At 34.9% G+C, this 26,695-nt stretch carries 26 protein-coding genes and 1 riboswitch; of the genes, 6 read left to right on the top strand and 20 right to left on the bottom strand.

Annotated features, from left to right (window positions below; all coding sequences use genetic code 11):
• Positions 1–5: 5 nt before the first annotated feature.
• The 3 genes from HNR27_RS09235 to HNR27_RS09225 all read right to left on the bottom strand — a co-directional run bounded on the left by HNR27_RS09235 (position 6) and on the right by HNR27_RS09225 (position 2,672).
• Positions 6–944, bottom strand: a complete 939-nt coding sequence (locus HNR27_RS09235) for an ABC transporter ATP-binding protein (RefSeq protein WP_429339571.1) — start codon at positions 942–944, stop codon at positions 6–8.
• Between the two features lie 93 nt (positions 945–1,037).
• Entirely contained in the window at positions 1,038–1,973 is a 936-nt protein-coding gene (locus HNR27_RS09230) for a sensor histidine kinase (protein WP_429339570.1), read from the bottom strand.
• Positions 1,974–2,672: a response regulator transcription factor gene (locus tag HNR27_RS09225; RefSeq protein ID WP_429339569.1), complete on the bottom strand. Its 699-nt coding sequence runs from the start codon at positions 2,670–2,672 to the stop codon at positions 1,974–1,976.
• Between the two features lie 435 nt (positions 2,673–3,107).
• Between HNR27_RS09225 and HNR27_RS09220 the strand changes: the two genes are divergently transcribed.
• The gene (locus HNR27_RS09220) at positions 3,108–4,031 is read left to right on the top strand and encodes a S66 peptidase family protein (RefSeq protein WP_429339568.1); all 924 of its coding nucleotides are present in this window, start codon (positions 3,108–3,110) and stop codon (positions 4,029–4,031) included.
• A gap of 71 nt (positions 4,032–4,102) precedes the next feature.
• Here HNR27_RS09220 and HNR27_RS09215 read toward each other — a convergent pair whose 3' ends face one another.
• The 5 genes from HNR27_RS09215 to HNR27_RS09195 form a co-directional block, all read right to left on the bottom strand.
• Complete coding sequence (locus tag HNR27_RS09215; RefSeq protein ID WP_429339567.1) at positions 4,103–5,497, bottom strand: sensor histidine kinase; 1,395 nt, start codon at positions 5,495–5,497, stop codon at positions 4,103–4,105.
• Between the two features lie 3 nt (positions 5,498–5,500).
• Positions 5,501–6,211, bottom strand: coding sequence for a response regulator transcription factor (locus HNR27_RS09210; RefSeq protein WP_429339566.1), 711 nt, complete (start codon positions 6,209–6,211; stop codon positions 5,501–5,503).
• A 141-nt stretch (positions 6,212–6,352) separates the two neighbouring features.
• Positions 6,353–6,712, bottom strand: a complete 360-nt coding sequence (locus HNR27_RS09205; RefSeq protein ID WP_429339565.1) for a YxeA family protein — start codon at positions 6,710–6,712, stop codon at positions 6,353–6,355.
• 21 nt (positions 6,713–6,733) lie between these two features.
• Complete coding sequence (locus HNR27_RS09200) at positions 6,734–8,659, bottom strand: FtsX-like permease family protein (protein WP_429339564.1); 1,926 nt, start codon at positions 8,657–8,659, stop codon at positions 6,734–6,736.
• Positions 8,656–9,414 carry an ABC transporter ATP-binding protein gene (locus tag HNR27_RS09195; RefSeq protein WP_429339563.1) on the bottom strand — a complete coding sequence of 253 codons (759 nt, stop codon included), beginning with the start codon at positions 9,412–9,414 and terminating at the stop codon, positions 8,656–8,658. Before HNR27_RS09195 ends, HNR27_RS09200 begins: the two co-directional genes overlap by 4 nt.
• A 281-nt stretch (positions 9,415–9,695) precedes the next feature.
• Here HNR27_RS09195 and HNR27_RS09190 point away from each other — a divergent pair, with 281 nt between their 5' ends.
• The 3 genes from HNR27_RS09190 to HNR27_RS09180 are packed head-to-tail and all read left to right on the top strand — an operon-like array spanning position 9,696 to position 10,982.
• Positions 9,696–10,049: a DMT family transporter gene (locus HNR27_RS09190; RefSeq protein WP_212921502.1), complete on the top strand. Its 354-nt coding sequence runs from the start codon at positions 9,696–9,698 to the stop codon at positions 10,047–10,049.
• Position 10,050: 1 nt separating this feature from the next.
• Positions 10,051–10,365: a DMT family transporter gene (locus HNR27_RS09185; protein WP_212921503.1), complete on the top strand. Its 315-nt coding sequence runs from the start codon at positions 10,051–10,053 to the stop codon at positions 10,363–10,365.
• Between the two features lie 32 nt (positions 10,366–10,397).
• A complete protein-coding gene (locus HNR27_RS09180; RefSeq protein ID WP_212921504.1) occupies positions 10,398–10,982 on the top strand; it encodes a TetR/AcrR family transcriptional regulator in 585 nt (194 codons plus the stop codon).
• Between the two features lie 74 nt (positions 10,983–11,056).
• On the opposite strand, the gene HNR27_RS09175 is transcribed toward HNR27_RS09180, so the two are convergent.
• The 11 genes from HNR27_RS09175 to HNR27_RS09125 form a co-directional block, all read right to left on the bottom strand.
• Positions 11,057–12,202 carry a VanZ family protein gene (locus tag HNR27_RS09175; RefSeq protein WP_429339562.1) on the bottom strand — a complete coding sequence of 382 codons (1,146 nt, stop codon included), beginning with the start codon at positions 12,200–12,202 and terminating at the stop codon, positions 11,057–11,059.
• Positions 12,203–12,591: 389 nt separating this feature from the next.
• Positions 12,592–12,726, bottom strand: coding sequence for a hypothetical protein (locus HNR27_RS09170; protein ID WP_429339561.1), 135 nt, complete (start codon positions 12,724–12,726; stop codon positions 12,592–12,594).
• A gap of 150 nt (positions 12,727–12,876) precedes the next feature.
• Positions 12,877–12,942 (bottom strand): GMP synthase (glutamine-hydrolyzing), encoded by a 66-nt coding sequence (locus HNR27_RS09165; RefSeq protein WP_212921597.1) that lies wholly within the window; start codon positions 12,940–12,942, stop codon positions 12,877–12,879.
• A 286-nt stretch (positions 12,943–13,228) separates the two neighbouring features.
• Positions 13,229–13,891 carry a zf-HC2 domain-containing protein gene (locus HNR27_RS09160; protein ID WP_212921506.1) on the bottom strand — a complete coding sequence of 221 codons (663 nt, stop codon included), beginning with the start codon at positions 13,889–13,891 and terminating at the stop codon, positions 13,229–13,231.
• Positions 13,892–13,895: 4 nt separating this feature from the next.
• Complete coding sequence (locus HNR27_RS09155; RefSeq protein WP_212921507.1) at positions 13,896–14,378, bottom strand: RNA polymerase sigma factor; 483 nt, start codon at positions 14,376–14,378, stop codon at positions 13,896–13,898.
• Positions 14,379–14,568: 190 nt separating this feature from the next.
• On the bottom strand, positions 14,569–14,730 hold the full coding sequence (locus HNR27_RS09150; protein ID WP_429339560.1) for a hypothetical protein: 162 nt from the start codon (positions 14,728–14,730) through the stop codon (positions 14,569–14,571).
• 276 nt (positions 14,731–15,006) lie between these two features.
• On the bottom strand, positions 15,007–16,545 hold the full coding sequence (guaA, locus tag HNR27_RS09145; protein ID WP_429339559.1) for a glutamine-hydrolyzing GMP synthase: 1,539 nt from the start codon (positions 16,543–16,545) through the stop codon (positions 15,007–15,009).
• A 103-nt stretch (positions 16,546–16,648) separates the two neighbouring features.
• Positions 16,649–16,750: riboswitch (purine riboswitch) on the bottom strand.
• A 34-nt stretch (positions 16,751–16,784) separates the two neighbouring features.
• Positions 16,785–18,974, bottom strand: coding sequence for a DUF4129 domain-containing transglutaminase family protein (locus HNR27_RS09140; RefSeq protein WP_429339558.1), 2,190 nt, complete (start codon positions 18,972–18,974; stop codon positions 16,785–16,787).
• Positions 18,968–20,236, bottom strand: coding sequence for a DUF58 domain-containing protein (locus HNR27_RS09135; RefSeq protein ID WP_429339557.1), 1,269 nt, complete (start codon positions 20,234–20,236; stop codon positions 18,968–18,970). The genes HNR27_RS09140 and HNR27_RS09135 overlap by 7 nt, the downstream gene beginning before the upstream one ends.
• A gap of 3 nt (positions 20,237–20,239) precedes the next feature.
• On the bottom strand, positions 20,240–21,196 hold the full coding sequence (locus HNR27_RS09130) for an AAA family ATPase (RefSeq protein ID WP_212921523.1): 957 nt from the start codon (positions 21,194–21,196) through the stop codon (positions 20,240–20,242).
• A 637-nt stretch (positions 21,197–21,833) separates the two neighbouring features.
• The gene (locus HNR27_RS09125) at positions 21,834–23,348 is read right to left on the bottom strand and encodes an amidase (RefSeq protein ID WP_429339556.1); all 1,515 of its coding nucleotides are present in this window, start codon (positions 23,346–23,348) and stop codon (positions 21,834–21,836) included.
• 552 nt (positions 23,349–23,900) lie between these two features.
• Between HNR27_RS09125 and HNR27_RS09120 the strand changes: the two genes are divergently transcribed.
• Both HNR27_RS09120 and HNR27_RS09115 read left to right on the top strand, forming a co-directional pair.
• Positions 23,901–25,709, top strand: a complete 1,809-nt coding sequence (locus HNR27_RS09120; RefSeq protein WP_429339555.1) for a peptide-binding protein — start codon at positions 23,901–23,903, stop codon at positions 25,707–25,709.
• 187 nt (positions 25,710–25,896) lie between these two features.
• Positions 25,897–26,106 carry a hypothetical protein gene (locus tag HNR27_RS09115; protein WP_429339554.1) on the top strand — a complete coding sequence of 70 codons (210 nt, stop codon included), beginning with the start codon at positions 25,897–25,899 and terminating at the stop codon, positions 26,104–26,106.
• 73 nt (positions 26,107–26,179) lie between these two features.
• Here the strand turns inward: HNR27_RS09115 and HNR27_RS09110 are convergent, their stop codons facing one another.
• Positions 26,180–26,593, bottom strand: coding sequence for a M67 family metallopeptidase (locus HNR27_RS09110; protein ID WP_429339553.1), 414 nt, complete (start codon positions 26,591–26,593; stop codon positions 26,180–26,182).
• Positions 26,594–26,695: the final 102 nt, after the last annotated feature.

Raw genomic sequence — 26,695 nt, 5'->3', positions numbered from 1 at the left:
CACCTTTATTCATGTTTAACTACCTGATTCTGATTTTCTTTTTCCACTAATCCCATAAAATATTCTTCTAAGGACGTGACTTTTTTACTCATTGACTCCATTTCGATGTCGTTTAGTATCAATGTTTTTGAAATTTCCTTTTGTGACACATTTTGATCGAAAATACGGATAATTTTCTGATCGACCACTTTAAAATTTCGCAAATACAGTCTATGTTCGAGGACAAAGCAAGCACTTGTAATGTCTGGCGTTATTATTTCGATATATTCTGTATTTCTTTCTCTCATTGCTTCCATAGATACCTCTTCAATTAACTTTCCTTTATTAATTACTCCGACCGTATCTGCCATTTGTTCCATTTCAGCTAGGATGTGACTAGAGATTATCATTGTGATGTTATATTCCTTAGCGAGTAATTTGAACAAATTTCTTATTTCACGAATTCCCACCGGATCTAGTCCATTTATTGGTTCGTCGAGAATCAATAGTTCAGGTCTTGTAATAATGGCTCTTGCAATACCTAAGCGTTGCTTCATCCCTAGTGAAAAGTTTTCTACTGGTTTATTGACAATATTTATTAAATGAACCATTTCTAATACTTCATTTATCGCTTTTTTATTATGATAGCCCATATATTCACAGTGAAGCTCTAGGTTTTCCTTTGCTGTAAATTTCTCATAAAAAATCGGAAACTCAATCATACTTCCTATTCTTCCTAACACAGCGTACGACGAAGAAGGCGTTAATCGCTGACCAAAAATCTCAATTTCTCCAGCTGTAGGTTTTATTAAATTTGTCAGCATTTTCATTAGTGTTGTTTTTCCTGATCCATTCGGACCGAGTAACCCATAAATTTCGCCTTTTTTAACATTTATATTTACGTTTGATACGACTTCTTTCCCTTGAAAACATTTTGTAACGTTATGTGTCCTTATGATATGCACCGGATTTCCTTCCTTTCCTCAAGTTTGGCTATATATGTATTGTACTAAGCGGATGTTGTTTTTCTCTTTCTTCATTCTTACTTATTTCTTAAGTTAGTAGGTAATCCGTGGTAACGCAACCGTAAATACCGTTTTCTCATATGGAATACTCTGTACATGGATCGTCCCATTCATTTGTTCTAGTAGTCTTTTCGTAATTGTTAATCCTAACCCGCTTCCGTAAAAGGCTTTGTTTCTTGATTCTTCTAACGTGAACATTCTTTCAAAAACAAGATCTTGCTTCTGCTCCTCAATTCCTTTTCCTTTGTCCCATACCTCAATATAGACATGTTTTTCGTTAACAGATAGGGTTAAACCAAGTATATTTCCGTCACTGCCATATTGGATGGCATTTGACAATAGATTTTGTAAGACTCTGTCCAATGCTTCTTTATTTCCTAATACATGAATGGGGTCATCTGGTAATTGGAAATCTATCGTTAATCCGTTTAATTGGACAATGTCATAGAATGAAAGTAAATTATCCTTACAAATCTCATTGACATTTATTTTTGTAAGCGGAATTTCTTTATCACCTGATTCAAGTCTCGCTAAATCGAAAAAGGCATTCATAAAATCAATAATCTCTACGGTTTTACGATGAACTTGTAATAACAGCCTTTCTTGTTCGTTTTGGTTAATTGTTTCGTCCTTCTGAACCATTTCAATATAACCCAATACGACTGTTAACGGTGTTTTTAAATCGTGCGAGATATTGGTTAGCATTCTTTTCATGGAATGTCTTGATTGATTGTACTTTGCGATTTCCTGTTGATGTTTATCAAGCAATTTATTTATGTTTATGAGCAATGCTTGTAATTTTTTATCATCGGTCATTAACAGCAATCGTTCCATCGTCTCTCGTTCTAAAATTTGTTCAAGCTTCTCAGCTAAATAATCAAGATGGGTATCTCTATTTTTCCTTTGAATATACTGGATTAAATTTAAAGCAATTAAACTAAAGATAAAGCACAGTAAAATAACTATCATTTAGAATTCACCTAACCTATAACCAATACCCCATAATGTTTCTATATATTTTGGTTTCCCTGGGTCATCTTCTATTTTTTCTCTTAATCTACTCATATGGACGTTAATCACATTTTCATCTCCATAATATTCTTCTTTCCAAACCAAACGGTAAATTTGTTCTTTCGTAAATACTTTTGTAGGATACTGAACAAACAACTTTAATATTTCCCATTCTTTATTTGTTAGTTTGATAGACTTTTCATTTTTGTAAATCTGAAAATTATCTATATCTATCCTAAGCTCATGGATTTGAATAATCTGTTGCTCTCTTTTTTCTTTCTGGTGGGAATACTCAGTTGCTCTTCTAATGGAAGCCTTCACCCTTGCAAGTAATTCAATCACAGAAAATGGCTTTGCAAGATAATCATCTGCGCCAAAACCCAGACCTAACGCTTTATCTACATCACTGTCTTTTGCAGATATAATAAGCACTGGAACAAGACTTTGGTCTCTCATCTGCTTCAAACAGTCCATACCGCTCTGTTTCGGTAACATTAAGTCTAGTAAGACCAAATCAAATGATTGTTGTTCAAATAAATCCATCGCCTCTTTCCCATCTGATGCATGGACAACACAGAATCCCTCTTTAGATAAAAAGCTTGTAACCATCTCAGAAATTGCTGGATCATCTTCTATTAACAATATTTTGTCTTGCATCTGTAAATCCTCCATTACTGTTTATATTTAAATCATATTCTAGCATTAACACGGTGGACATTGCGGCTTATTTTTTTAGTTTTAGGAAAAAAAGTGCACTATGATGAGGAAAATGGGAAGAATATAGATCTTGGCTTCTATGATAATTGGCTACCAACAGTCAGGATACATTTCCTTCGTTTTATTACTTCTTGGTTACAGAAGTAGCCTCGTTCATTGCTTATCCCAAGCTTTTTCCTTTAAAATTATGTATTTTGTTTTCCTCGCCATATAGTTGAACAAGTAACTACACTTTTATTACATACCTTTTTTCGCACTATACATTAATTGTTTATGCATTTAATTCGTAGTTATCTTGAATATGACATATTTCAATTCACTTTATAATACCCTTTATTATCAATAAGTTTTAATTGTGGAGAGGGAGTGGAAAATATGGCAATAAGACCCCCATTGTTACAAAGAGGAGATACAATTGGATTAGTTACACTTGGCAGCCCTCTTGATGCGAATACTATTAATACAGGCGTACAATTCTTGAGAAATATAGGCTTTAATATCGTTTTTGGCAGACAAGTTTATTCCTATGATGGCATTGTATCGGCATCACCTCAACAAAGAGCAGAGGATTTAATGAATATGTTCAGAGATCCGAGTGTTAAAATGATACTTGCTACACGTGGAGGGACTGGGGTTCAGACTATTCTACCCTATCTGAATTTCGATGTCATAAGACAGAATCCTAAAATTATTTCTGGTTTTAGTGACATGACGGTTTTATTAAATAGTTTATATCAATTTAGTAATTTAATTACTTTCCATAGTTTAATGCTTATTGACTTTAGACCAGAAACACCTACTTATAACTTCAATCAATTTTTTGAAGCAACATCGACGTTGAATTCCCCTAGGATAATTCAAAATCCACCAAATCTAGACCTGAGGGGTTTAATACCAGGAAATGTAACAGGCCCAATAGTAGGTGGAAATATGACATCGTTAGTAAATGCACTCGGTACACCATATGAGATTAATACAAACGGAAAAATACTTTTTTTAGAGGAAACCCACTCTCCAACTACAATGGTTTTCAGGTATTTAACGCAATTATTAATGTCAGGTAAATTTCAAGACTGTCTTGGTATTATCATGGGCGAATGTACGAATTGCTTTGTATCTTATCGTACAACTTATGAAGATTTAATTAATGCTTTATTAGTTCCCTTAGGAAAACCACTGGCAATCAACCTTGCTACTGGTCATGGCTATTATAAAGCTGCTATTCCAATAGGTGCTACTGTAAATCTAAATTCAACAGAAAATACATTGACCGTAATTGAACCAACCGTTTCTTTGTGATTCTGAAGTTTGCATTTAAAATACGAAAGTAATTTTTAAAACTCAACAATGTTTCATTTTACAAGGGGGCTTCAAAGTTTAATATCAATCGTCGTCCCGTGACCAATCTCACTGCTAACCGTAAGCTCTCCCTTATGCTCCTGAATGATATCTTTAGCTATTGCCATTCCTAGTCCAGAACCTCTATGTGCATCTCCAGTATTTGTTCCTCGGTAATAACGGTCAAAAATTTTGTCGAGTTCTTTTTTCTCTATTCCTTTTCCGTTATCCTTTATTCTGAGATGTGTACGTTCTTCTTTCTCTATTATCACATCTATTCGTACATTTTCATCATTATGAACAATTGCATTATAAATTAAATTATTGATGGCCCTTCGAAATAGAATTTCATCAATTTCTACAAGAATCTTCTCTTGCGTTACTTGAAATACGATATGACGATTAGAATATTTAGGATCATTTAATATATCAATCACAATATTTCTTAATAAATCAACAATATTAACCGTTTTTTTGTTTAAAAATAGTGCTTTATTTTTCAACCTTGTGGTTAAATTCAAATCTTCGATAACCTCTTTTATATATAATGACTTTTGTTCAATTATTCCGGCATACTCCCTTATTTCTCCTATAGAAAAGTCATAGTCTTGATCTTTAATTAATTCAGCATATCCTTGAATAGATGCTAGTGGTGTTTTTATATCATGAGAGATATTTCCAATCCAATCTTCTCTCATTATCTCCAATTTCTTTCTTTCCTTTTCATTGGCTGTTAGCTGATTAGATAGAAAGTTGACATTTTGAAAGACATCTTTATAAACCCCTTTTGGCACATAATTGACAGCGTAGTCCTTATTTGCCAATCGTTTAATCCCATTAATAAGTGTTTGTAAAGGCTGTGTTAGCCGTTTACTAAAAAAGTAGCCAATAAGCAAGGCGATGAAAATATCTATAATAAAAACAATGCCGCTAATCTTAACCACATGATTTATGGTTCGATTATCAATTGAAATGACATAGCGATTTAAAGCGGGGTTCTCTATCCCAATAAAATAACTGTAATCTTCTTTTCCACCAACAAAAAACGTTGTTTCTGCATTAACTTCCTTGTATTTATATGTTTGAACGATATCGGATGGCGTGTATTTTTCCTTAACTCCCATAGGCGTTCTATAGCTATAAATTACCTTACCATTTTCATCTAAAACCTGGATCCATGCATTTTCTTCATCCAATGCTTTTTTTCCCGCTTCTGTAATAGTCACATGATCATTTACTATATTAATCTTATCTTGGAATTGTCTTGTAAAAAGTTCGGGAGATGTTTCGTTTCCTTGAAATATTGGTATGTTAAAAATTGCCTGGGCAGATATTAAAGCAAGCATAGTAAAAATATTTATGAAAACAACGAGTGTTACAACTAAGACGATGGAAAGTATATATCTTCCGGTAAGCTTCCACTTCACAACCTACTCATCCTCTACTGTGAATTTATAGCCCAAGCCTTTTACAGTAATTAAAAATTTAGGGTGAGAGGGATCTGCTTCAATTTTTTCTCTTAGCCGTCGTATATGAACCATTACCGTATTATCAGACCCAAAATAATCCTCACCCCAGACGGTATCATATAGCCGTTCTTTACTAATCACCTTATTCTTATTTTGGAGGAAGTACTTCATTAGTCCAAGTTCCTTTGGCTTTAATTCAATGGTTTCCCCATTTTTTATTAATTCTGCTTTTTGCTCATTTAATTCAAAGGGACCAGCTTTTATAATCGAATCCGTTATTACATCCGCCTGCATATAATCTGCCCTTCGCAACTGTGCTTTTACACGATAAGCAACCTCTTTAGGACTAAATGGCTTTGTGATATAATCATCTCCTCCAATGGCAAAGCCCAAAATTTTATCAATTTCGTCTGTTTTCGCTGATAAAAATAAGATCGGCACATTCGAGATATTTCTTATTTTTTTACATACATCGTACCCTTCACCATCTGGCAACATAATGTCTAACAAAACAAGATCTGGCCGTGTTCGTTGGAATTCAGAAAAACCTTCTTTCGCAGTGGTAGACGTCACTACATGATCTATTCCTTCTTTTATTAGAACCGTTTTAATAAGTCTTAAAATATCTTCCTCATCATCGATAATTAAAACGGTTTTGTTACTTAGTGACATTCATAAATACCTCCATACCGTCATAGCTTTTTCTTTATTATAAAGGAAATTAAAGTATCTTATCAAAAAGGCACTGATTTCAATACTTTCCTATCCACCAAAAGAGAATCCTTTTAAACAAGGATTCTCCTCTAATTATTGCTATTTCAACTTTTCAGCCACTTTTTCAGGTAACTCCTTAGCAGTCACTTCCTGATAAGATGTAACACCTTTTCCATCTTTTACAAAAAGAAGTAAATACGCATTTTCACGAAGCTGTTTGTTAGCAGTAAATGTTAATGTTTTTTGCTCGCCGTCTTTATTATAAGCTGGTAATTCATATTCATAATTTATATAAATCGTTCCATCACTCATTTTTTCCTCCATTTTATTTCCTTTCCCATTTATTTGTGTGTAATATTCATCCGCACCAAACCGATTAAGATTTACATTTTGCATAAAAAATGCACCAGCAACTATAATCACTACGATTATTCCTATTACGATCATTGATTTTTTCATTTAAATACTCCTCACTCTATTTTATTTTGTTACAATTTTGTAGTAGGTACGTACTGTTAAAAAGTAATAGATCACATAAATTAGCATATATATGCCTATACATATGAATACAGGGATCAACAGATTTGTTTGCATTAGCCTTGATAAGGCAGTTAAAGCTACTGCTGAATGTGCTATACCTACGAATAGCGGTAAGGCAAAGATAAAGAATACTTGTTTCGCAATTGATTTTCTTACTTCCCTTTTATTCACACCGATTTTGTGTAGAATGTTATAACGCTCCTTATCGGAATTTGCTTCTGTCAACTGTTTAAAGTAAATAATGCTCCCTGTTGCAGCAAGGAATACTAGTCCTAAGAAGGCACCGATAAAGATGATTAGCCCTGAAGTCTCCATTCCAAGAGAGTAATCATTGTAAAAGCTAGAAAAACTTGCATCATCCGGTAAAATAGATTCGATTACCTCATTTATTTCTTTAGCATTATTTTCATTTGTAATTTTGTATGCTTCCATGTTTACAAGGGCTGTTTCTTTCTCCAGCTTGGAAAATAAATCATCACCGATTACCACAGTAATATTTGCTGTCTTGGTATTAAGAACGTTATATTTCAGCAATTTTTTAAATGTAATGTCTTCCGCTATGCTATCTACATGCAAGGAAAGGCTAGAACCGACATATTCCGGTGATAAACCTTCATAATAGCCTGCATCTAGTACAGCTGCATGATTACCTTCCAGTGAGAGACGATCCTTTCTTCCTTGCAATCCTGCCATTTCATTGAAGGTTTTCGTAGAGATGAATGTATATTCCTGTATGCTTTCACCCATCAGGTTATTTAAACTAGATGTATCCACCCTTATTTGCATTGTCGGAATCGTTTTATGGTAGATGATCTGATGCTCTTCTTCTTGTAAAATCTTATCATTTACCTTATTCGCTAAATGTTCATCATGCTGAATAAACATGATACTATTTGGATTTGCCAATTCGGCATTGCCCTTATTGTTATAATACAAACTATAAGATGCCCCGACGGCCGTTAATGTTGTAGCACTAAGAATGGAAATGATGGTTAATGTTCGTGCATTTCCTTTTATACGATATAGAAGTTGGGAAGTACTTATTATATTAATTCCTTTCCAAAATCTTCTTTTGTTCTTTTTTGTAAGCTTCAATAGATAGACAATTAACGTATTAAATAACAAATAGGTACCTAGAATAACAGATAAGATGATAACGAGTGGTGTCACCATGATACCGATTTTTCTCCAAGCTTCTGACTCTAATATATTTTGCAGAGCAAGCCAATAACCAATTCCAATAAAGATAAGAGCTAAAACCGCAATGAAAAAAGAAGCTTTTGGCTCTTTTTCTCCTTCTTTATCTGCTTGAAATAAATCAATCAGCTTAAACCTAAAAATTAATCGATATCCGTAAATCGAGGTAATGGCGATAATGAGAATGAATACAATAATGGTATTTATAATTGCATTCGTTGAAATGGCAAAGGTTGCAATGACATCATAGCCCATCACCTTCATTAAAATGGTTACGAAGAATTTTGATAAAACAGATCCAAGTAAAACACCTATAAAAAGGGCGATAATTCCCATCAAAAAGTTTTCATAAAATAGCAATCTGCCTATTTGCTTTTTTCGTACACCTAGTAATGAATAAAGTCCGATTTCTTTTTTTCGTTTCCTTGTAAAGAAGGAGTTTGAATACCAGATAAAAATTGCTACAAAGATGATAAGGACAACCGATGCAACATTAAATACGGAGCTAATTTTTTGTGACGACTCCGTTGCAGCAGTGATTGCTTCATCATATTTTAAAGAAACGAATGTAAAATAAATCACAATACTAAATATCATTGAAGCAACGTATAAAAAATAATTGGTAAAGTTTTTCCTAATATTTTTCCTAGCAATTCGGAATAGCGTCATATATTCCCACCTCCAAGTGAAGCGAGAACATCTAATATTTTTTGATAAAATTCTTGACGTGTTTGTTGCAATTTATGAATTTCCACATCAATCATACCGTCTTTAATAAATAATATTCTTTTACAAAAGCTTGCAGCATAAGCATCATGAGTAACCATCATGATGGTGGAGTGATTCTGTTCGTTCAACATCGATAAGCTTTCAAGTAAGCTTGTTGCGGATTTGGAATCTAATGCACCTGTTGGTTCGTCCGCCAATATTAAGCTTGGGTTAGTAATAATCGCTCGAGAAACTGCTGTTCGCTGTTTTTGACCACCTGATATGTGATATGGGTATTTATCAAGTATTTCATTAATTCCAAATGTCCTCGCGATTTTTTCAACACGTTTTTTTATCTCACTAGTTGGTACTTTTGATAATGCAAGTGGAAGTAATATATTTTCTTTAACTGTTAACGTATCGAGAAGATTATAATCTTGAAAAATAAAGCCTAATTGATTACGTCGGAAGTCGGCTAGTTGTTTTTCTTTCATGCCGATAATTTGTTGACCATTGATAATAATATCCCCCGCTGATGGGGTGTCTATGGTAGATAAAACATTTAACAATGTTGATTTCCCAGCACCCGAAGGTCCCATAATTCCGATAAATTCTCCTTCTTTAATCTCCAAATCTATATCTTCTAATGCCTTATAAACATTTCCTTTTGCACCAAATACCTTTTGCACATTTTTTGCTTGTAAAATTGTTTTCATTGATTAATCCTCCTTGTAACTACAAAGATGATTATAGGACCTAAACCTTACACCATATTAATTTAAACCTTAAATAAACCTTAAAAAATAACAGCAAACCGGTTGAAAATTTAACTTTTCACTTGCAAAATCAGCGTAACCATCATAAAATCTAATGTACGTTAGTTAGATTTTATTGAAAGGTGTTTCTTAAAGATCGTCACACTTATTATAAAAACGAAGCTTTAAAATTTTTTACAAAATCTAACGACCGTTAGTTTGAATTAAAAGGAGAGATTATCATGGCATGGGTGTATTTAATTATTGGTGGAATTCTTGAAGTAGGTTGGGCGCTTGGTCTAGGCTTTTCAGAAGGGTTTACAAGAATAGAAGTCGTTATTCCGACAGTTATATTATTAGTCCTTAGTTGGTGGTTTTTCGCAAAAACGTTAAAAGTACTTCCCGTTTCGACGGCTTATGCAGTATTTACTGGTTTGGGTGCTTTTGGTACTGCTATAGTTGGCATGACACTTTTGGGAGATCCTGTGAGTCTAGCCAAGATTTTATTAGTTGTTCTATTAATTAGCTGTATTATCGGACTAAAATTAGTCTCAGATGAACCTAAAGAAGAGAAAAATGCAGGGGGTAATGTATAATATGTATTGGTTATGTTTAATATTAGCTGGATTATTTGAAGTTGGAGGTATTATTAATCTGAAGTTAACGGAAGGATTTACAAAATTAAAGCCTACCATCTTTTTTATATTATCTTTGTGTTTAAGTTTTTTCTTTCTTTCCGTCTCATTAATCGAAATACCTATTAGTATCGGTTATGGTATATGGACTGGAGTAGGTGCGTCAGGAAGTGTTTTACTTGGGATGTTTTTGTTTAAAGAACCAAAGAATGCGAAGAAGCTTATTTTAGTTGCAGGGATCATTTTTAGTATAGTAAGCTTAAAATTGATATCCTAATGAACGTGAACAAAACGAGGTGAAAAGCGGAGTTGAAAAAGGGTGAAATAACGAAAAGAAAAATACTAGAACAAGGTTTAAAGCTGTTTTCCTCGTATGGTTACGAGGAAACAGCACTGAAAGATATAGCAGAAAATGTAAACATTAAAACCCCTTCGATTTATGCTTATTTTGAAAGTAAGCAAGATCTTTTTGAACAAATAGTAAGTTTTGTTATTGAAGATTATTTAGAGTTTATCGAACAACAATCCTATGTTGTAGAAAATTTTCCAATAGAAAAAAAATTATATCATGTTTTAGTTGAACTGAATAAATACTATTATATGAATGATAAAGGTTCTTTTCTCAAAAGGTATGGGATTTACCCTCCAGAAAATTTTAAAGAACTTATAACAGCAAAAAATAACAAAGTAGAAGAAGGAATTCGAGATCTTGTATTTTCTATCTTAAGGAGCAATAAAGAGAATGAGTTTATCGACGAAGAGACAATCGTTACTTCTTTTACTACCATATTAGACGGAATGCTTTTCCATATGATGAGTTCCCCTTATGAAGAATACGAACGTAGATTAAATATGATCTGGTCTGTATTTTGGAAGGGTATTCGTGCCTTTTGAAATAAAGTTATCACAGATGCATTACCCAAACAAAACAGCAAACCCTGATATAGGATTTGCTGTTTTTTATTTTTTTATTTTTTCCTTGGTACTAAATCCGCTACATAGTCAAAGTAAAAGTTCCGTTTTCCTCTTTTAATTAGGATGACCGCAGTATGGATAAATAGTACAGCCCACATGATGACGAGAAATCCAAATATAGCCATAGTCGTCCATACATGATAAGGATAAAGAATTGAATTCATATCTAACTCAATACTATCAAATATATTTAGGATCCATGATGTTGCCAAAGGTAAATAAAGCGCAATAGACCTTTTCAGCAAGGACTGCCATGGAGGTGCTCCTCCATCAACATGTATCAGTTTAAAACGTAGTATATTTGTTCCAATTGTTTTTCCATCCCAAATAAGTGGAACTACAAGGAAAAGAATGAAGAAGCAAATCGTCTTATAAACAATTTCCGCGAATTCACTAGTTGTAAAAAGTCCAAATGTAAGGCTCCAACTAATCTTAATTAAAAAATAATCAATAATCACAGCCAATAATTGCGACAACGGAGGAACTAATGAACTTTCCTTTAATTTATTTGCCTTAGCAATGAGTTTGTCTCGAGAGGGAAACAAAGCAAGGATAACGGGAGCAATGATGAATCCAAATAAGGCACCAGTACTATTTAGTATAAGATCATCCACATCAAAAATACGATATGGGCAATTATAAATTCCGTAAATACCTGTTATTTGCGTTGTTTCGAAAAATAGAGATAATGCAAACCCCAAACCAAGTGCTCTCTTCCAATATCGTCTTTGTTGGAAAAAATACCTTAAATAAACGCCAAGAGGCAGCAATAATATAAAATTGAATGCCGCTTGTAAAAATGCGCTTTGCGTTAGTAATCTAACATAGGTGGATGGCTGTGACCAAACAACGGAACTGCTAGTAATAATATCCCGGACAAAACTAAACGGGACAAGCGTATAATGCACCGTATCAGGTGGTTGCATCGCACAAGTATTTCGAGTTTCAGGAAGAGGCAGAAGAACTAAAAATAAAGCCGATAACATATAAAAAATAAAGGAATAAGCAACTATTGACGCCCAAATACTTAAATAACCATATTTTCTATAACTATAAACTAGCCAAGGGATAAAAAGAAAAAAGCTCAATAGACAAAAAATAATAACTGCAATATTTATTGGTAAAAGATATACAGACATTTTGCACCTCGATAGTAGAAAGATAATCAGTAATATACATATTACCCTAATGTTTATTTTCTTACTATACCCTTTAGTAAATTTCGAAAACCATTAATCAATTCTATTCGTAGTTCCGTTTCAATGCAAGGCAAGTGAGTTGAATAATGAACTATAAATCGAAAAATGGCACAAAGACAAGCAGAATATATCGCCGAAAAAATTATTTTGATAACGAACAAAAAGCAATATCTTTCATGAATGAAATAGATAAACATTATGAAAATGATGTGTTACGAGAAAAAAAGGTATGTTGTCATTGACGATAGTGATAGAACCGTTTAAGAACTATAGTAATCTATTTCAAACGGCAATGATGTAAATGTAAAAAGTTTAATAGATGATGGAAACTACTTTTCAGCGGCGGCAACCTTATTGTTCGGAGCTGGCATAGCCATTAATCCAGTAGCTTCTCCTTTTGGGTTCATAAATATGCCATTCCAGTTGTGATATCTCCAGCAACCGTCATATTGCAGAAGAGACATAGAAAAAGGCTGCTCATATATAGGAGCAGTCTTTTTGTACATATATATCTTTGGTAGTTAACCATTCATCATTCGTTCTTCCCTACTATTTAGCACACCACTTTTTTAACCCAAAAGGCCCTCTATCCAATTTCTAATGCTCTTAGTGAATTACTTCCACTCAATCGTTGCAAGTGGCTTACTTGTAATGTCATACACGACTCTGCTCAACCTCATTCACAAGTTGTGTCGAACATTTACCGAATGCCTGCTTGAAAATGTGTGTGGTTTCTGAATCCACCTACACTATAGGCAAACAATATCCTTAAATTTATTCCTAAGCAAAAATGGAATAAGAGAAAAGATACTTCATAACAAGCCATAACGAGCTATTTGAGAGTCTGTGGACAGATGTATTCATTTTTCGTAATCCAATTTCCGTAAACCGCTCCAAAACAAAAGAGCGTTCCTGCTTATTACAGAAACGCACCGATTGCGGTATTACTTCTATCTCATTTTCAAATCATTCCGCATCGTTACTTTTATCGTATAAATCTTTTAGGGATATTACATCGGTTTTATCTTTATATTGTATAGTTAGCTTATCTTCATCCGTTAGTTTCTTTTTCTTACCATTGTATAGTAATAATGTGTTTTCATCTGCAAATGTGAAGGTAGTGCCACTCCCATCTTTTAAGAGTTTTGCTGGAGTAGAAAAATCGCCCCTTTTTTCATATACAAATATAGTATCTGTATATCCGTCATCTGTTTTCGCATCTGTTAATATTATATAATGATTGTCTTTTTTTGCTTTGAATGAGAGTGTAACCATCGTGTCGTAGTTCTGAATGCTTGTTTCAACATTACTGGAACTTGCAAGCCACATATTTACAAACACGAAGTAATAAGCAGTTACCAGAATAAGAAAAATTGATAGTAGTGATGCTACAATAATTAAAGTCCTTTTTCTATTTTTGGAGCGTACTTTTTTGAAGTAATCAATGTTCCTTTTCTCTTTCTTTCTTTCATCTTCATCGTCCAAAAGTAAATCCTCTTTCATTTTGTTTAAATAACTTCGACATTCTTCACATTGATTTATGTGTTTTTCTATTTGTTTGTTTGTTTCTTCACTTGTTAATTTATCAATATAAGCGGGAGCTAAATCCTTAAATACGCTATGTTCCATAACCTTACTCACCCTTTCCTAGTTCTAGTTTTGCTCTATAAAAAGTTACCCTTGCCCAGTTTTCTGACCTCCCAAAAATTGAACCAATTTCCTTGAACGATAAGTCACCCAACAATCTTAAATAAAGTATTTCCCGTTTATTTCCACTGAGTTGATGAGCCTTTTTAAAAAACATAACTTTATCTTCATTTTTTATATAATCATCCTCTAAGTCATAAGATGTTGGATATTCATTTTTTAATGAATCTTTCAATTGCTGTTTCTTACTTTTTTGATTCAATTCTTGTAGCCAAACGTTTTTAGCGATTGAACAAAGCCACGTAGAAAACTTGGCTTTACCATTATTATGAAAGTTATTAATGGATTTAATAGCTTGATAAAATGTCTCTTGGGTCAATTCCTCTGCTAAATCAAGATTGTTTGTTAAAGTTAACAAGTATTTAAAAATAAATTCCCCATATTCTTGATATATATTGTCCTTATCCACTGTCTCCCTCCCTTTTCCGTTTGACTATTCACCTATGTATCACAAAATTATTGATTTCGTTACAACATTTTTAAATTTTCTTCATGTAAAAATTTTGAATTAAAAAATCTGCATCTTTATAACAGATGCAGATATCCACTTATTCAAGTAAATGCTAGTTTGTTGATCAAAATCAACAATAACTTCTATTCTATATTTTATCATAAATACATTTAGCCTTCTTCAATATTCCTACCATACAGTCTACAATGACCCGCTTTTCTTCCGCTAATTGTTGCAGATGTTGGATATACCTTTTGATATGGATTGCTTTTATATCTTCTACTTCCTCAATAGAAAATTCTGTTTGCATAAATTCATTCCATCGTTTAAGTCACCAGGAACAAATTAAAATATACTTCGGCTTCCTTTCTTTAATTAGTTGATTTAGTTTAAAATCATCTACTAAATCGGTAATTTTAATCATAAAAAAAGACCCTCCTTTTACCACAAATAATGTGAATAAAAGAGAGTCTCATTTTGAAATACAATTGTTGCAGGTGAATAACTATTCTACCCACACACAAAACATTTAAACCATTGATATAACTGCTTTTTCAGCACTTTTAATCATTCGAATTTTATTGTCCTACTCCCACTCAATCGTTGCAGGTGGCTTACTTGTAATGTCATACACGACTCTGTTAATATGCTCAACCTCATTCACAATACGTGTGGATACCTTCTCTAACACATCAAACGGAATACGAGCCCAATCTGATGTCATGCCGTCAATGGATGTAACAGCACGAATTCCAATGGTATAATCATATGTCCTCGTATCTCCCATTACACCCACACTACGAATATTCGGTAGCACGGTAAAGTACTGCCAAATATCACGATCGAGCCCAGCATTAGCTATTTCTTCTCGCAAAATCGCATCCGATTCCCGAACAATTTCAAGCTTCTCTTCTGTTACCTCTCCTAAGACACGAATTGCTAATCCAGGTCCTGGGAATGGCTGACGCCAAACAATTCGGTCTGGTAATCCTAGCTGTGTTCCAAGCTCTCGAACCTCGTCCTTGAATAAGGTATTTAATGGCTCAATTAACTCAAACTGCATATCCTCAGGAAGACCACCTACATTGTGGTGTGATTTAATCTTTTGTGCAGTCTCTGTTCCACTTTCAATAATATCCGTGTACAGTGTTCCCTGTGCAAGGAAATCTATATCCTTAAGCTTTGCCGCTTCATCGTCAAATACATAAATAAATTCATTTCCAATAATTTTGCGCTTTTTCTCTGGATCATCGACACCTTGTAATTTTGGTAGGAATCGATCTTTTGCATCGACTTTAATCACCTTCATGTGAAAATCATCCGCAAATATCTTCATAACATCGTCCGCTTCGTTCTTACGCAATAATCCATGATCAACAAATATACAAGTTAACTGATCCCCAATTGCTCTATGAATTAGTGCTGCTACAACGGAAGAGTCCACACCGCCACTTAGTGCACACAGTACGTTACGATCACCGACTCTTTCTTTTATTGCAGCAATTTCCATCTCGATAAAGTTTTCAATTGTCCAATCACCAGAAGCATCGCAAACATCAAACACAAAGTTACGAAGTAGTTGATTACCGAACTCAGAATGGCGAACCTCAGGGTGGAATTGAACCCCGTACATATTGTTCTCCTTATTGCTCATTGCAGCAATAGGTGTGGAAGGACTAGTTGCATCAACTGAAAATGACGGTGGAGTCTCTACAACCTTATCACCATGACTCATCCAAACGGTTTGTTGTTCTGGAGTTTCATGGAAAAGAATTCGATTATTTTGTAGGCTGATAGTGGCTTTTCCATATTCACGGTTTTTAGATCTTTCTACTTTACCACCAAAATGCTGTGCCATTACCTGCATTCCATAGCATATTCCTAACACAGGAATTCCTAATTCAAATATCCGCTCATCCGGACGAAAGCTATTCTCATCATATACACTATGAGGACCACCAGATAAAATAATCCCTTTTGGATTTAATTCCTTAATTCTTTCTATCGTAATCTTATGAGAATGAAGCTCACTATAAACACCGAACTCACGTATCCTTCTTGTAATCAATTGATTATATTGACTTCCAAAATCTAGAACTAGAATCATTTCATTATTCATTTCCATTCTCCTTACTTTTATATAAGTGCGAATAAAAAAAACCTAGATTTCTCCTTAATCTATACAATGCAATCCAGCATTATACAAAAAAGGCAGAAATCTAGATTTCACCTAGACATTCCGCCTTCATAGTCAGGGCATTTACGGTGCCCCGGTAGAAACTTTCGAACCATATTATCGAGGATATACGAATGGCGTAAAACAATATTAAGATAAACTTATTTTACTAGTACAAAGAAATATGGTCAACCCAGTATCCGTTTTATTAAATTTTTCCATAAGTTTGACAGTTCTTCTGTTCCAACCTTGCCATTACTATTTTGGTAGATTAGCTTTTCATAGGTTGTCGTTAATTGTCCCATTTCATCTGACCCATACCAGTTGTCAATTTTAGTAGCGAACTCCCGTAACGTCTGATCTGGACCTTTGTTAAATCCTTTGTTTTTTAATAGCTTTAGAGTAAAGAGATACGCATCCTGATAAGAGGCTGCATCCTGTTTCTTGATTATTTTTCTGTGAAGGTAAATGGTTTCTAATTCAAATCTTTTCCAAAAAAGGAATCCAGCAAGTAATAGCAACAATACTACAATGATTACACCATGTATCCATGTAAAATCAAAGTTAAAACCATCTTCACTCTTACTAGGGCTGAATGCGTCCTGAGTTTCCTTAGGAGCCTCTGGCCTTTCTGGTTGATTTATTTCTGGTGCTTCTAATGCATCATCATGCTGATTATTCAAGCTTACATCATAATCATTTGGAACACGGAAGCCTTGTGTTGGTTCAAATGGCACCCAACCAACACCTTCAAAGTAAACCTCTACCCATGAGTGTGCATTAGCATTCGTAATTTCATACAGATCGGTACCCTCACCATCAATATTATCTTCAAGCTTTTCACCACTAGTAAAACCCTTTACCCATCTAGCAGGAATATCTAATGAACGCAGTAATACCACCATAGAAGAAGAAAAGTTATCACAATATCCTACCTTTGTTTCAAAAAGAAATTGATCAACATAATCTTGTTCATCTGATGGAACGGCAACATCACTAGTCTTATAGACAAATCCATTCGCACTAAAATAACGTTCCACTGCACGTACCTTGTCGTATTGATTATCATATCTTGCAGTAATTTCCTCTGCTAATTCATAGACACGCTCCGGTACGGTGTTAGGTAAATTCGTGTATCTCTCTAATAACGTAGTGTCTGTCGGTGCTTGGCTCTTTCGCATGCGGTCAATTGGATAGGATGGATAATTATATCGGATAGAATAATCTCTTACTACTACATCCTTCCCATCTATTTCTGTTTTCATTTCACCAGATTCTTCGTTTAACCAAAGACCTACTTCTTGGTTTTTAAGATTCACATGGGTAGCTCCATACGGATATATGAGCTTTGGAATTTTTCCTCCTTCATCGAACTTTAAAGACATTTCATATGGCTCGGTCTCTACAGTGGAAGCAAAAGTCTCAAAGGTAATATTCCACTCTGGCTGTTCTATATATTTATCAGAGCTGGAATTAACCCAGCCCTTACCTGTATATACATCCTTTGATTCAATTCGAAAATAGCTTTCTTTTTTCACATATGCTTGAAAAACTTGCGTGTAGTCTTGAACAAAAGAACCACCTAATCTGGAATCATCCTCGCCATAGCCAACCTTTTGAACCGTATAACCTCCAGCGTTACCAAAGCTTTCCTTCGCGCTTTTTATGAATTCAACAGGATCATTCCATTGCGGTTCAAGCTTCGGCGCTGCATACCCAACCACGGTTGAAAATAAAACAATCATGACTAGTGGAAGTATCCAGAGTGAACGAAAACGAAAACTACTAGTAGTCATATTTTCTCGTTGTATCTCTCTGACTATATTGGCAATACCTAAAGCAAGGAAGGCAATGACAAAGGTACGTGCAATTGCCCAATTAGCATGATACACAGTAAAGGTATCTAGTAACGCAATATAAATAAAAGTTAGCACACTAAATATCATCACGCGTTTAACTTGAATAAACCAATAATGAATTAAATAACTCATTAACCAAATAATGATTAAGAACAATAAGGTTCGAAACATATTGGATAAATCAAACCATTCTCTAGCTATTAGTGTCTGTATATTGTAAGTAAGGTCAGTGAATAACTCATGTAACCAGCGCATATTCCAGATAGGATAATCTGAAAAAATCCCATTCAAAACAAATAGAATTCCAAACCCCTTTAAAATAAACGACAGCCACCACTTGACCTGAAGTAAAGAAATAAAAAAGCAGAAAAATGTATACATGATAAAAATACCAATAAACTTGGTGTCTGTAACTTGTTCAACAGGATAAAGCCACTCTAGGAATAACAAGAGTCCAGCAATATATAAAATGAAGGAGTACACGAATGGAATATTAGATTGTCTTAATCGATTCACCATGTAATCACCTCAACCGGATCCATCACTAATTCCTTCTCTGTTAGCACACAAACACCAACACCATCATTACGAAGCCTTTGAATCAGCTGATGCTCCAATGCTGTAATCCTTTTTTCCGCTTGAATAAATATGATCATAGCCTTTTTATCTCGTAATCGCACATGCTGTAATGTTTCGATTAATTGTTCATCCAAATGAGTAGTAACAATCACGACATATATGCTACTCGTTATTTTTGTCATTTCCTCCTTCAGCTTAGAGGCGAAGGGCTTTGTAGTACCTGGTTGAATTTGTGTTAAGTGCTTACGAATCCATTCCATTTTCATTGGGTCATGTTTTACTGGAAAAAGAACCGTGTCCGCACCAATAGAAAGGAACCCTACCTGTGATGCCTGCTTCCGAATGGTATCCATTAAGGAAATACTCATTTCGACAGTAGCTTCATAGGCTAATAGATTCATTCCATCATAATAACAGCTATCTAAAATAATAAGCGTGTCCGTACTTTTTTCTTGTTCAAATTCCTTTGTCATCACATTACTTTTCTTAGCTGTTTGTTTCCAATCTATCCAAGAGAATTTATCTCCAGGTTTATATTCTCTTACCCCTGAGGCTACATTGGTATTTTTTAAATGCATCGCAAAGGAAGAGATAGAGCCCTGCTCATAGCTGTTCATTTTCTCAACAAGATGAACTGGACGCTCTATCGGATAAACCATCAACTCTGTTGTAGCCGGGTAGACATGCTCTTTTTTAATTAGTCCAAATATATCTCCAGTCCGAACCCTTACAGCTGGTAATACATGATTACCACGTGGGAGCTGGCCTAAATTATAAGTAATGTCTATTTTTCTCTTAAACCAGGGAAAAATAAGCTTTTTAATCTGTCTACCTTTATATAATTTATTGGGATGCTCCAAATATTGATATTTCGTATGTCTTGTATCTACTCGATTTAAAGTGTCCGGGAATACCTCTTCCATAACACAATAGTAGATTGGAAAAGGAAATCTACGTCTTATTTGAATAGTTACGGTTATTTGATCCCCGGTTGCGACCACATGCTTCAAACTTTTACGCTCAACCTTCCACTTAGATATGGGATAAAAGGCAAATCCAATTAAATATAGAAAAATCGGGAGAAAGCCATAAAATAAAAACCAGCTCGTGAATCCTCCTTGAAACATTGCATAGGCAAAAAGTAAAGCAAATAATAGTAGGACGAAAATCACATTACGTACAAAACGAAACGTTCTTCGCATCCTCTAAAATTCCTTTCGAATTGGTACAAATGTCTGCTTTACAATTGTCTCCACGATTTGCTTTGCAGTATTTCCATCATACTTTGCTTCCGAGGTTAAGATGATGCGGTGTGTTAACACATACGGTGCCAAGTATTTCACATCGTCAGGTAGTACAAAATCCCTCCCCTTGATGAAGGCATATGCTTTTGCAGCTTTCATTAGCGCAATCGAACCACGTGGACTAACTCCTAGAAAAATAGCGTTATAGTTACGTGTTTCTCTAACAAGATTAATAATATATTGCTGAACATTTGACTCTATATATACATTTCGAACTTCCTCCTGTATGGATACCAATTCTTCTTTAGTCATAACAGGAGAAATCGTTTCAATTGGGTGCTGTTTTGAGGTTCTTTCTAACATCTCTAGCTCTTCCCGTAATGAAGGGTAGCCCATTGTTAGCTTTAATAAGAAACGGTCTAGCTGAGCCTCCGGTAACGGATAAGTACCTTCATATTCAATAGGGTTTTGAGTGGCCATGACGAAAAATGGTCTTTGAAGTGGAATTGTTTTTCCATCAACTGTAACACTCTTTTCCTCCATGCCCTCTAATAATGCAGATTGTGTCTTCGGCGAGGTTCTGTTTATTTCATCAGCTAAAACAATATTCCCTAGGATCGGACCTCCACGAAACTCAAATTCCATCTCCTTAGGGTTATATATAGAAATACCCGTTACATCTGACGGTAATAAATCTGGAGTAAATTGAATACGTTTAAAATCACAATCCAGTGATTTTGCTAAAGTTCGAACAAGCATCGTTTTCCCTACACCAGGCACATCTTCAAGTAAAACATGCCCTTCCGCAAGTAATGCTACTAAGCTTAATACAGCTACATCTTCTTTACCAATCATTACTTTATTTATATTCTCGATGACTTTCTCGATTTTCGCATTGTATACCATTGTTTCCTGCATCTACTAACGCCCCTCTGCTTATATTCCCGTACCCCTTAACTATACTAAAAATCTGTTAGTTAGTAAAAGGTTACTTAAAATATATTATTTTCAGAAAAGTGTGTTTGTATACCTAATAACCTATTGATTTTTGCTTAACTCATGCTATTTATATTCACATTTTTTCACTAATTTAAACGAGAAAGAGAGACCGTAATAGAAATGAAAAAAGGATGTAATGAGGACTATCTATAATTACTATTTTTGCCTGATTAGTTAATAATTCACTAATTACTCCTTTAATTTCTTTCTACCATTCATTTCAGACTCATTCATGTTGCTAAGTGATGCTTATTATTGATCTATGCTTCATTGGGTGTCTTTTTTATGTTCGTAATGATGCTTATCTCGGCTCTATGATTCATTTCATCCTTCTTCTCATTCTGAAATGACGTTTACAACCTCTCTATGATTCATTTCATCCTCTAACTCATTCCAAAATGACGTTTACAACCTCTCTATACATCATTTCATCCTACATCTCATTCCGAAATGACGTTTACAACCTCTCTATACATCATTTCATCCTCCATCTCATTCCAAAATGATGTTAATCACCAAAAAAGGACAACCTGAGGGGTTGCCCTTTTTCGCCGCATTAAAGTATATGTTCAACTTCTTTAAAATAGGGATTACCTTTCATTCCTATCCAAAGATCAGTTTGTTCAAGCTGATAGGCTAATTGGAGTAAGCGATGTTCTTCACCCTTTGATGCCAGCACTTGCACACCTAGTGGAAGGCCTTCTTCTGATAGATAAACAGGGAGAGAAATCGCTGGTTGCCCAGTAAGGTTTGCAAGCTGGGTATATGGTGTATAGGTTAAACTCGGTAGGAACATTTCATAAATTAGCTCTTGTTGACCATATTTATCTAGGCGCTCCACTTGTTCACGCAGTTCTGCTTGCTTTGCTTCGGAATGCGTAAGCTCTCCAACCTTTGGTGCTGTATATGCAGTTGCTGGAGTAATGTAAAAATCATACGTACGATGTAATTCTGCCATTTGTGCTGCCGCTGTATCCCAAGCAGCCAAACTAGCCGAAAACTCCGCTGCCGTTACTGATTTTCCAGCTACGTTCAATAACCATGACTCTATTTCCATATCATCCGCAGTTAACGTTCGACCAAATGCTGCTTCTAACTCCGTTACCATCGCAGCAATCTCACCACTATTCATCATGTAGTACTGACGCATTAGCTCAATACCATCCACATCGTTCTCTTTTTCCTCTACATGATGTCCCTCTTGTTCTAGCCAAGATACTACTTGCATTACAGCTCGCTTTGCATCCTCAGAGACAGGTGTTCCAACAGGTGATTTCGTCGTATAAGCGATGCGTAATGATTTTCCAAAAGGCTTTTTCATTTCTTCTTGAAAACTTCCAGGGAAAAGTGGCGTTTGGAAGGCTGCCTCTGGCTGTACAACCTGTACCAAGTCAAGAAGGGCAGCACTATCACGAACCGTCCTAGATAAAGCAAAATCAATCGATGCACCTTGCCACTGCCTGCCAGCTCCTGGTCCAACAGGTGTACGTCCACGTGTAGGCTTTAAGCCAAATAGTCCTGAAAATGAAGCAGGAATTCGAATGGAGCCACCACCATCACTAGCTCCTGCCATTGGTACAACACCTGCTGCAATAGCTGCAGCACTACCACCACTTGAGCCACCAGGTGAATATGCTGTATTCCATGGATTCCTAGATGGTCCGTATAATACAGGCTCTGATATATTCTTTAGCCCGAATTCTGGAGTATTCGTATGTCCTAGAAAAAGGAATCCAGATTGCTTAAGCTTATTAACATAATTAGAATTTCGTTTGGCAAAATTAGAACGGAGTAATCTCGAACCAGAAGTTAGTGGCTCGCCATTCAATGATTGTGAGATATTTTTCAGTAAAAAGGGAACACCTGAAAAAGGCCCTTCCTCCACACTAATATTCTCCACTTCTTGTAAAGCCTTATCTTTCCTATCATGAATTACAGCATTTAAAGTTGGATTAACCTTTTCTAATTGTTCAAAGCTTAATGATACAAGTTCCTTTGGTGTTACCTCTTTTTTCTTCAGTAATGCTGCCATTTCTACTGCATCTAATTTTATATAAGTAGAAAGATCCATGCTAACACCCCATTTTCCTATAGTATCCCATAATTATTTTCCAATTTCTTTCACGATAACTTAACAATCTATTTATCATGTCTAAATGCACACATTTGTCTAACTGGTCTTAATCCACCAAAGCTCTTAGATAGAATGGTACTCTTTTCTATAGTTCCCATACAAAACCTATCAAAGAGAAACAGCCATGATATTTCCCTTTACTTGCCTTATACTTCTGAAATACCTTATTTTAACTATTAAACGGACTATTATAGTCATATGATACCATGCTAAAGTACTCTTTGTAACTTCAATTCCTTTTGTATTGTATGGATTGTTTTTTAAACTAAATCAAAAGAGTTAGCGAAGAGCACAATAGGAATTTTGTTATATTCGCACTTTCCACTTAGACCAACAATATGCCACTAGTATACAACTTAACTATTAAATACTACCAATTACTAATAATCCTAAACTGCCTGTCATAGAATATTACGACCATCGGAAACATTTTGAAGCTACTTAATGTTCCTATTGAACAATAATACTTTTTTTAAAAGGGGAATCTAAATGAATAAAAAAACGATTTTTCGTTTAACTTTTATAACCCTTCTTATTTTTATTCTAGCTGCTTTAGTTGCCTGTACGAGTAATAAAAGGGAAGCAGAAATGGATATGAATGTACAAAAACAATTGAAACAAGATACGAAAGAAAAAAGTGAGAGAACGCAAAAAAAACCTAAAACAGGCGGTACATTAGTAGGAGGAATGTATACTTCTCCAACAGGAATGTTTAATCCATTATTTTACGAGGAAGCAAATGAAGGAAATATCTTAGCATTTACGCATGAAAGTCTAGTAAGTCGGAATGAACATCTTGAGTTTGTTCCTAGATTAGCAGAAAAATGGGAGATTAATGAAGCGCATACCGAATTAACGCTGTTCTTAAAGAAAGGTGTAAAGTGGCATGATGGCGAGAAATTTACAGCAAACGATGTCGTTTTTACTTATGAATCCATTTCACATCCTGATTATATTCAGGCGGGTGGAATACTCACCTCGTATGCCGAACCTCTCTTAAACTATATATCCTTTAGTAACGGGGAAACTCAAAAATTTGAAGGTGTAGTAGCAAAGGATGACTATACCGTAATATTTAAATTTAGCAAGCCAACGATTAATCCAATTCATTTTGCGAGTGCACCTATCATACCAAAACATATATTTGAGGACATTCCAGTGGCGGAAATGCCTAAAGCACCAGAATCCCTTGAAGCTGGTAAAGTAATTGGGACTGGACCATTTAGACTTACAGAAATGGTTGAGAACGAGCAATATGTACTTGAAGGGCATAAAGATTATTGGCAAGGTACACCTTATCTAAACAAAATAATTTGGCGAGTTGTTCCTCCTTCCGTGATAGTTGACCAATTAGAAAATGGCGAAATTGATTTTATCGCTAATCCAGATGGTATTCCATTAGAATCTATTAATAATGTCCATGAATTAGAAAATATTACTATCATTGAACAGCCAAGCTTCAGTTATCAGCTACTTGGTTTTAAGCACAATTACCGTACAAAAGAAGATATTGAATTAGGAATATTTGATCCAGATAATTGGAAATCAAATAAAAAACTATCGAGCACTAAAGTGCGACAAGCGATAGCCTTCGCTATTAATCGTGAAGCTATCCTTGAAGAGGTACTTTATAATCATGGTGCGATAATAAACGCCCCTATTGCTAAACCATTCTGGGCTTATGACGAAAATGCGACCAAAAATTATGCATTTAACCCCAAAAAAGCCTCGACAATTCTAGATGAATTGGGCTATTTGGACAACAATGATGATGGATTCCGTGAAGACCCAGATGGCAATGAGTGGGTATTGAACTTTAATTATCCTATCGGAAATGAATTACATGAAAAATCCGCATCCCTAATTAAGAAAATGCTTGGAGATATTGGGATTAATGTAAATCTGCAGCCCCAAAAAGTGGCAGCATTCATGGAAGACCTATCCAATGACAAAAAGGAATTGGATTTATATCTGCTTGGCTGGAATCTAGGAAGTGTGGACCCTGATCCTACGGAAATGTGGGGTGCTACAGCTACCTACAACTTCTCTCGTTGGAACAATCCAAAGTCAGATGAATTATTAAAAAAGGCAGTGAAAGCACCAGAGGCATACGAACAAGATTATCGAAAAAAAGTATATAAAGATTGGCAAGAACTCTTCTCCGAGGACCTACCGGTATTATTGCTTTACGCACAAAATAGCGTATGGGCATATAATAATCGACTACAAGGGGTCGAGCCGCTACCACTCACCATGTACAATAATCCACATCTTTGGTGGGTTACAGACGGAAAGTGAAAATCATTTCATCCATTCCATTTGACTATTTTAAGTATATTTCAGATTCAATGTTTGGCCCCTAGTAATTGTTTTTTAGATGATGGACTTCGTGATGCATTAAGATCGATGAGTATTCGTTAATAATATAAAACGACGAGAATATTTCACCTGCTAACGGTCAGAATACTATCAGGAGGTGCATGAAATGAGTAAAAAACAGGATAAGACACCTGAAAAGCTAAATGTTCAATTAGGCGGTATGGAAATTTACGGTACAACTGGTAACACAGAATTTGCTGGATACAAGACATCTGGAGATCTTGAAAATGCAGGCAAACCTGACAAGGGATTTAAAAAAAATGATAAAAATGGAGCAATTGCCTCATTAGATAGTCATAACATTGGAGATGATTAGTCTTACTAATAAAAGCCTTTCTACTAGAAGGGCTTTTATTTTTATGAGTATAACCGTCAACATCTATTATGGATTAAAAAACCTCTAATATTACCTCCGAAAAGCCATTTCCCGATACCTCAAAGCACTTATAATCTATTCTTCCATTTAAAAATGAGATGATGAACATTAGCACATTTACGTCTGGATGATGTAGTATATCCTGTCTTGAGGGAAATGGTGGTGCCGTGGGGTGAGAATGATAAATCATTAATACTTTTTCTTCTCTTTCCTCTATTTTTCGAAGTGTTTCTCGTACATTCGACTGGCTAACTAAAAATTGGCTCCTTGTTGTTGACTCGTTTTTTAGTTCCCAATTAGTGAGTACTTCTTTCATCGACTTTCCACTTAATAGTCCACAACATTCATAAGGCAATACTTGATGACATCTGGTTATTACCATTTGCAATAGCTCCTTTGGTATTCGAACCACTCTTTCACCTTTCATTTTAATTACTCCTTTTATGAATAATTACTGATTTATGCAGCTATCCCATTTGATTAATCATTTACCTAGCTTGCTATTCATTAATAAATTCATAATTATATG

Origin of the sequence: Ornithinibacillus bavariensis (assembly GCF_050433565.1) — a bacterium.
In the GTDB taxonomy this organism is placed as follows: Bacteria; Bacillota; Bacilli; order Bacillales; family Amphibacillaceae; genus Ornithinibacillus; species Ornithinibacillus bavariensis.
This window is presented reverse-complemented; position numbering and strand designations above follow the sequence as displayed.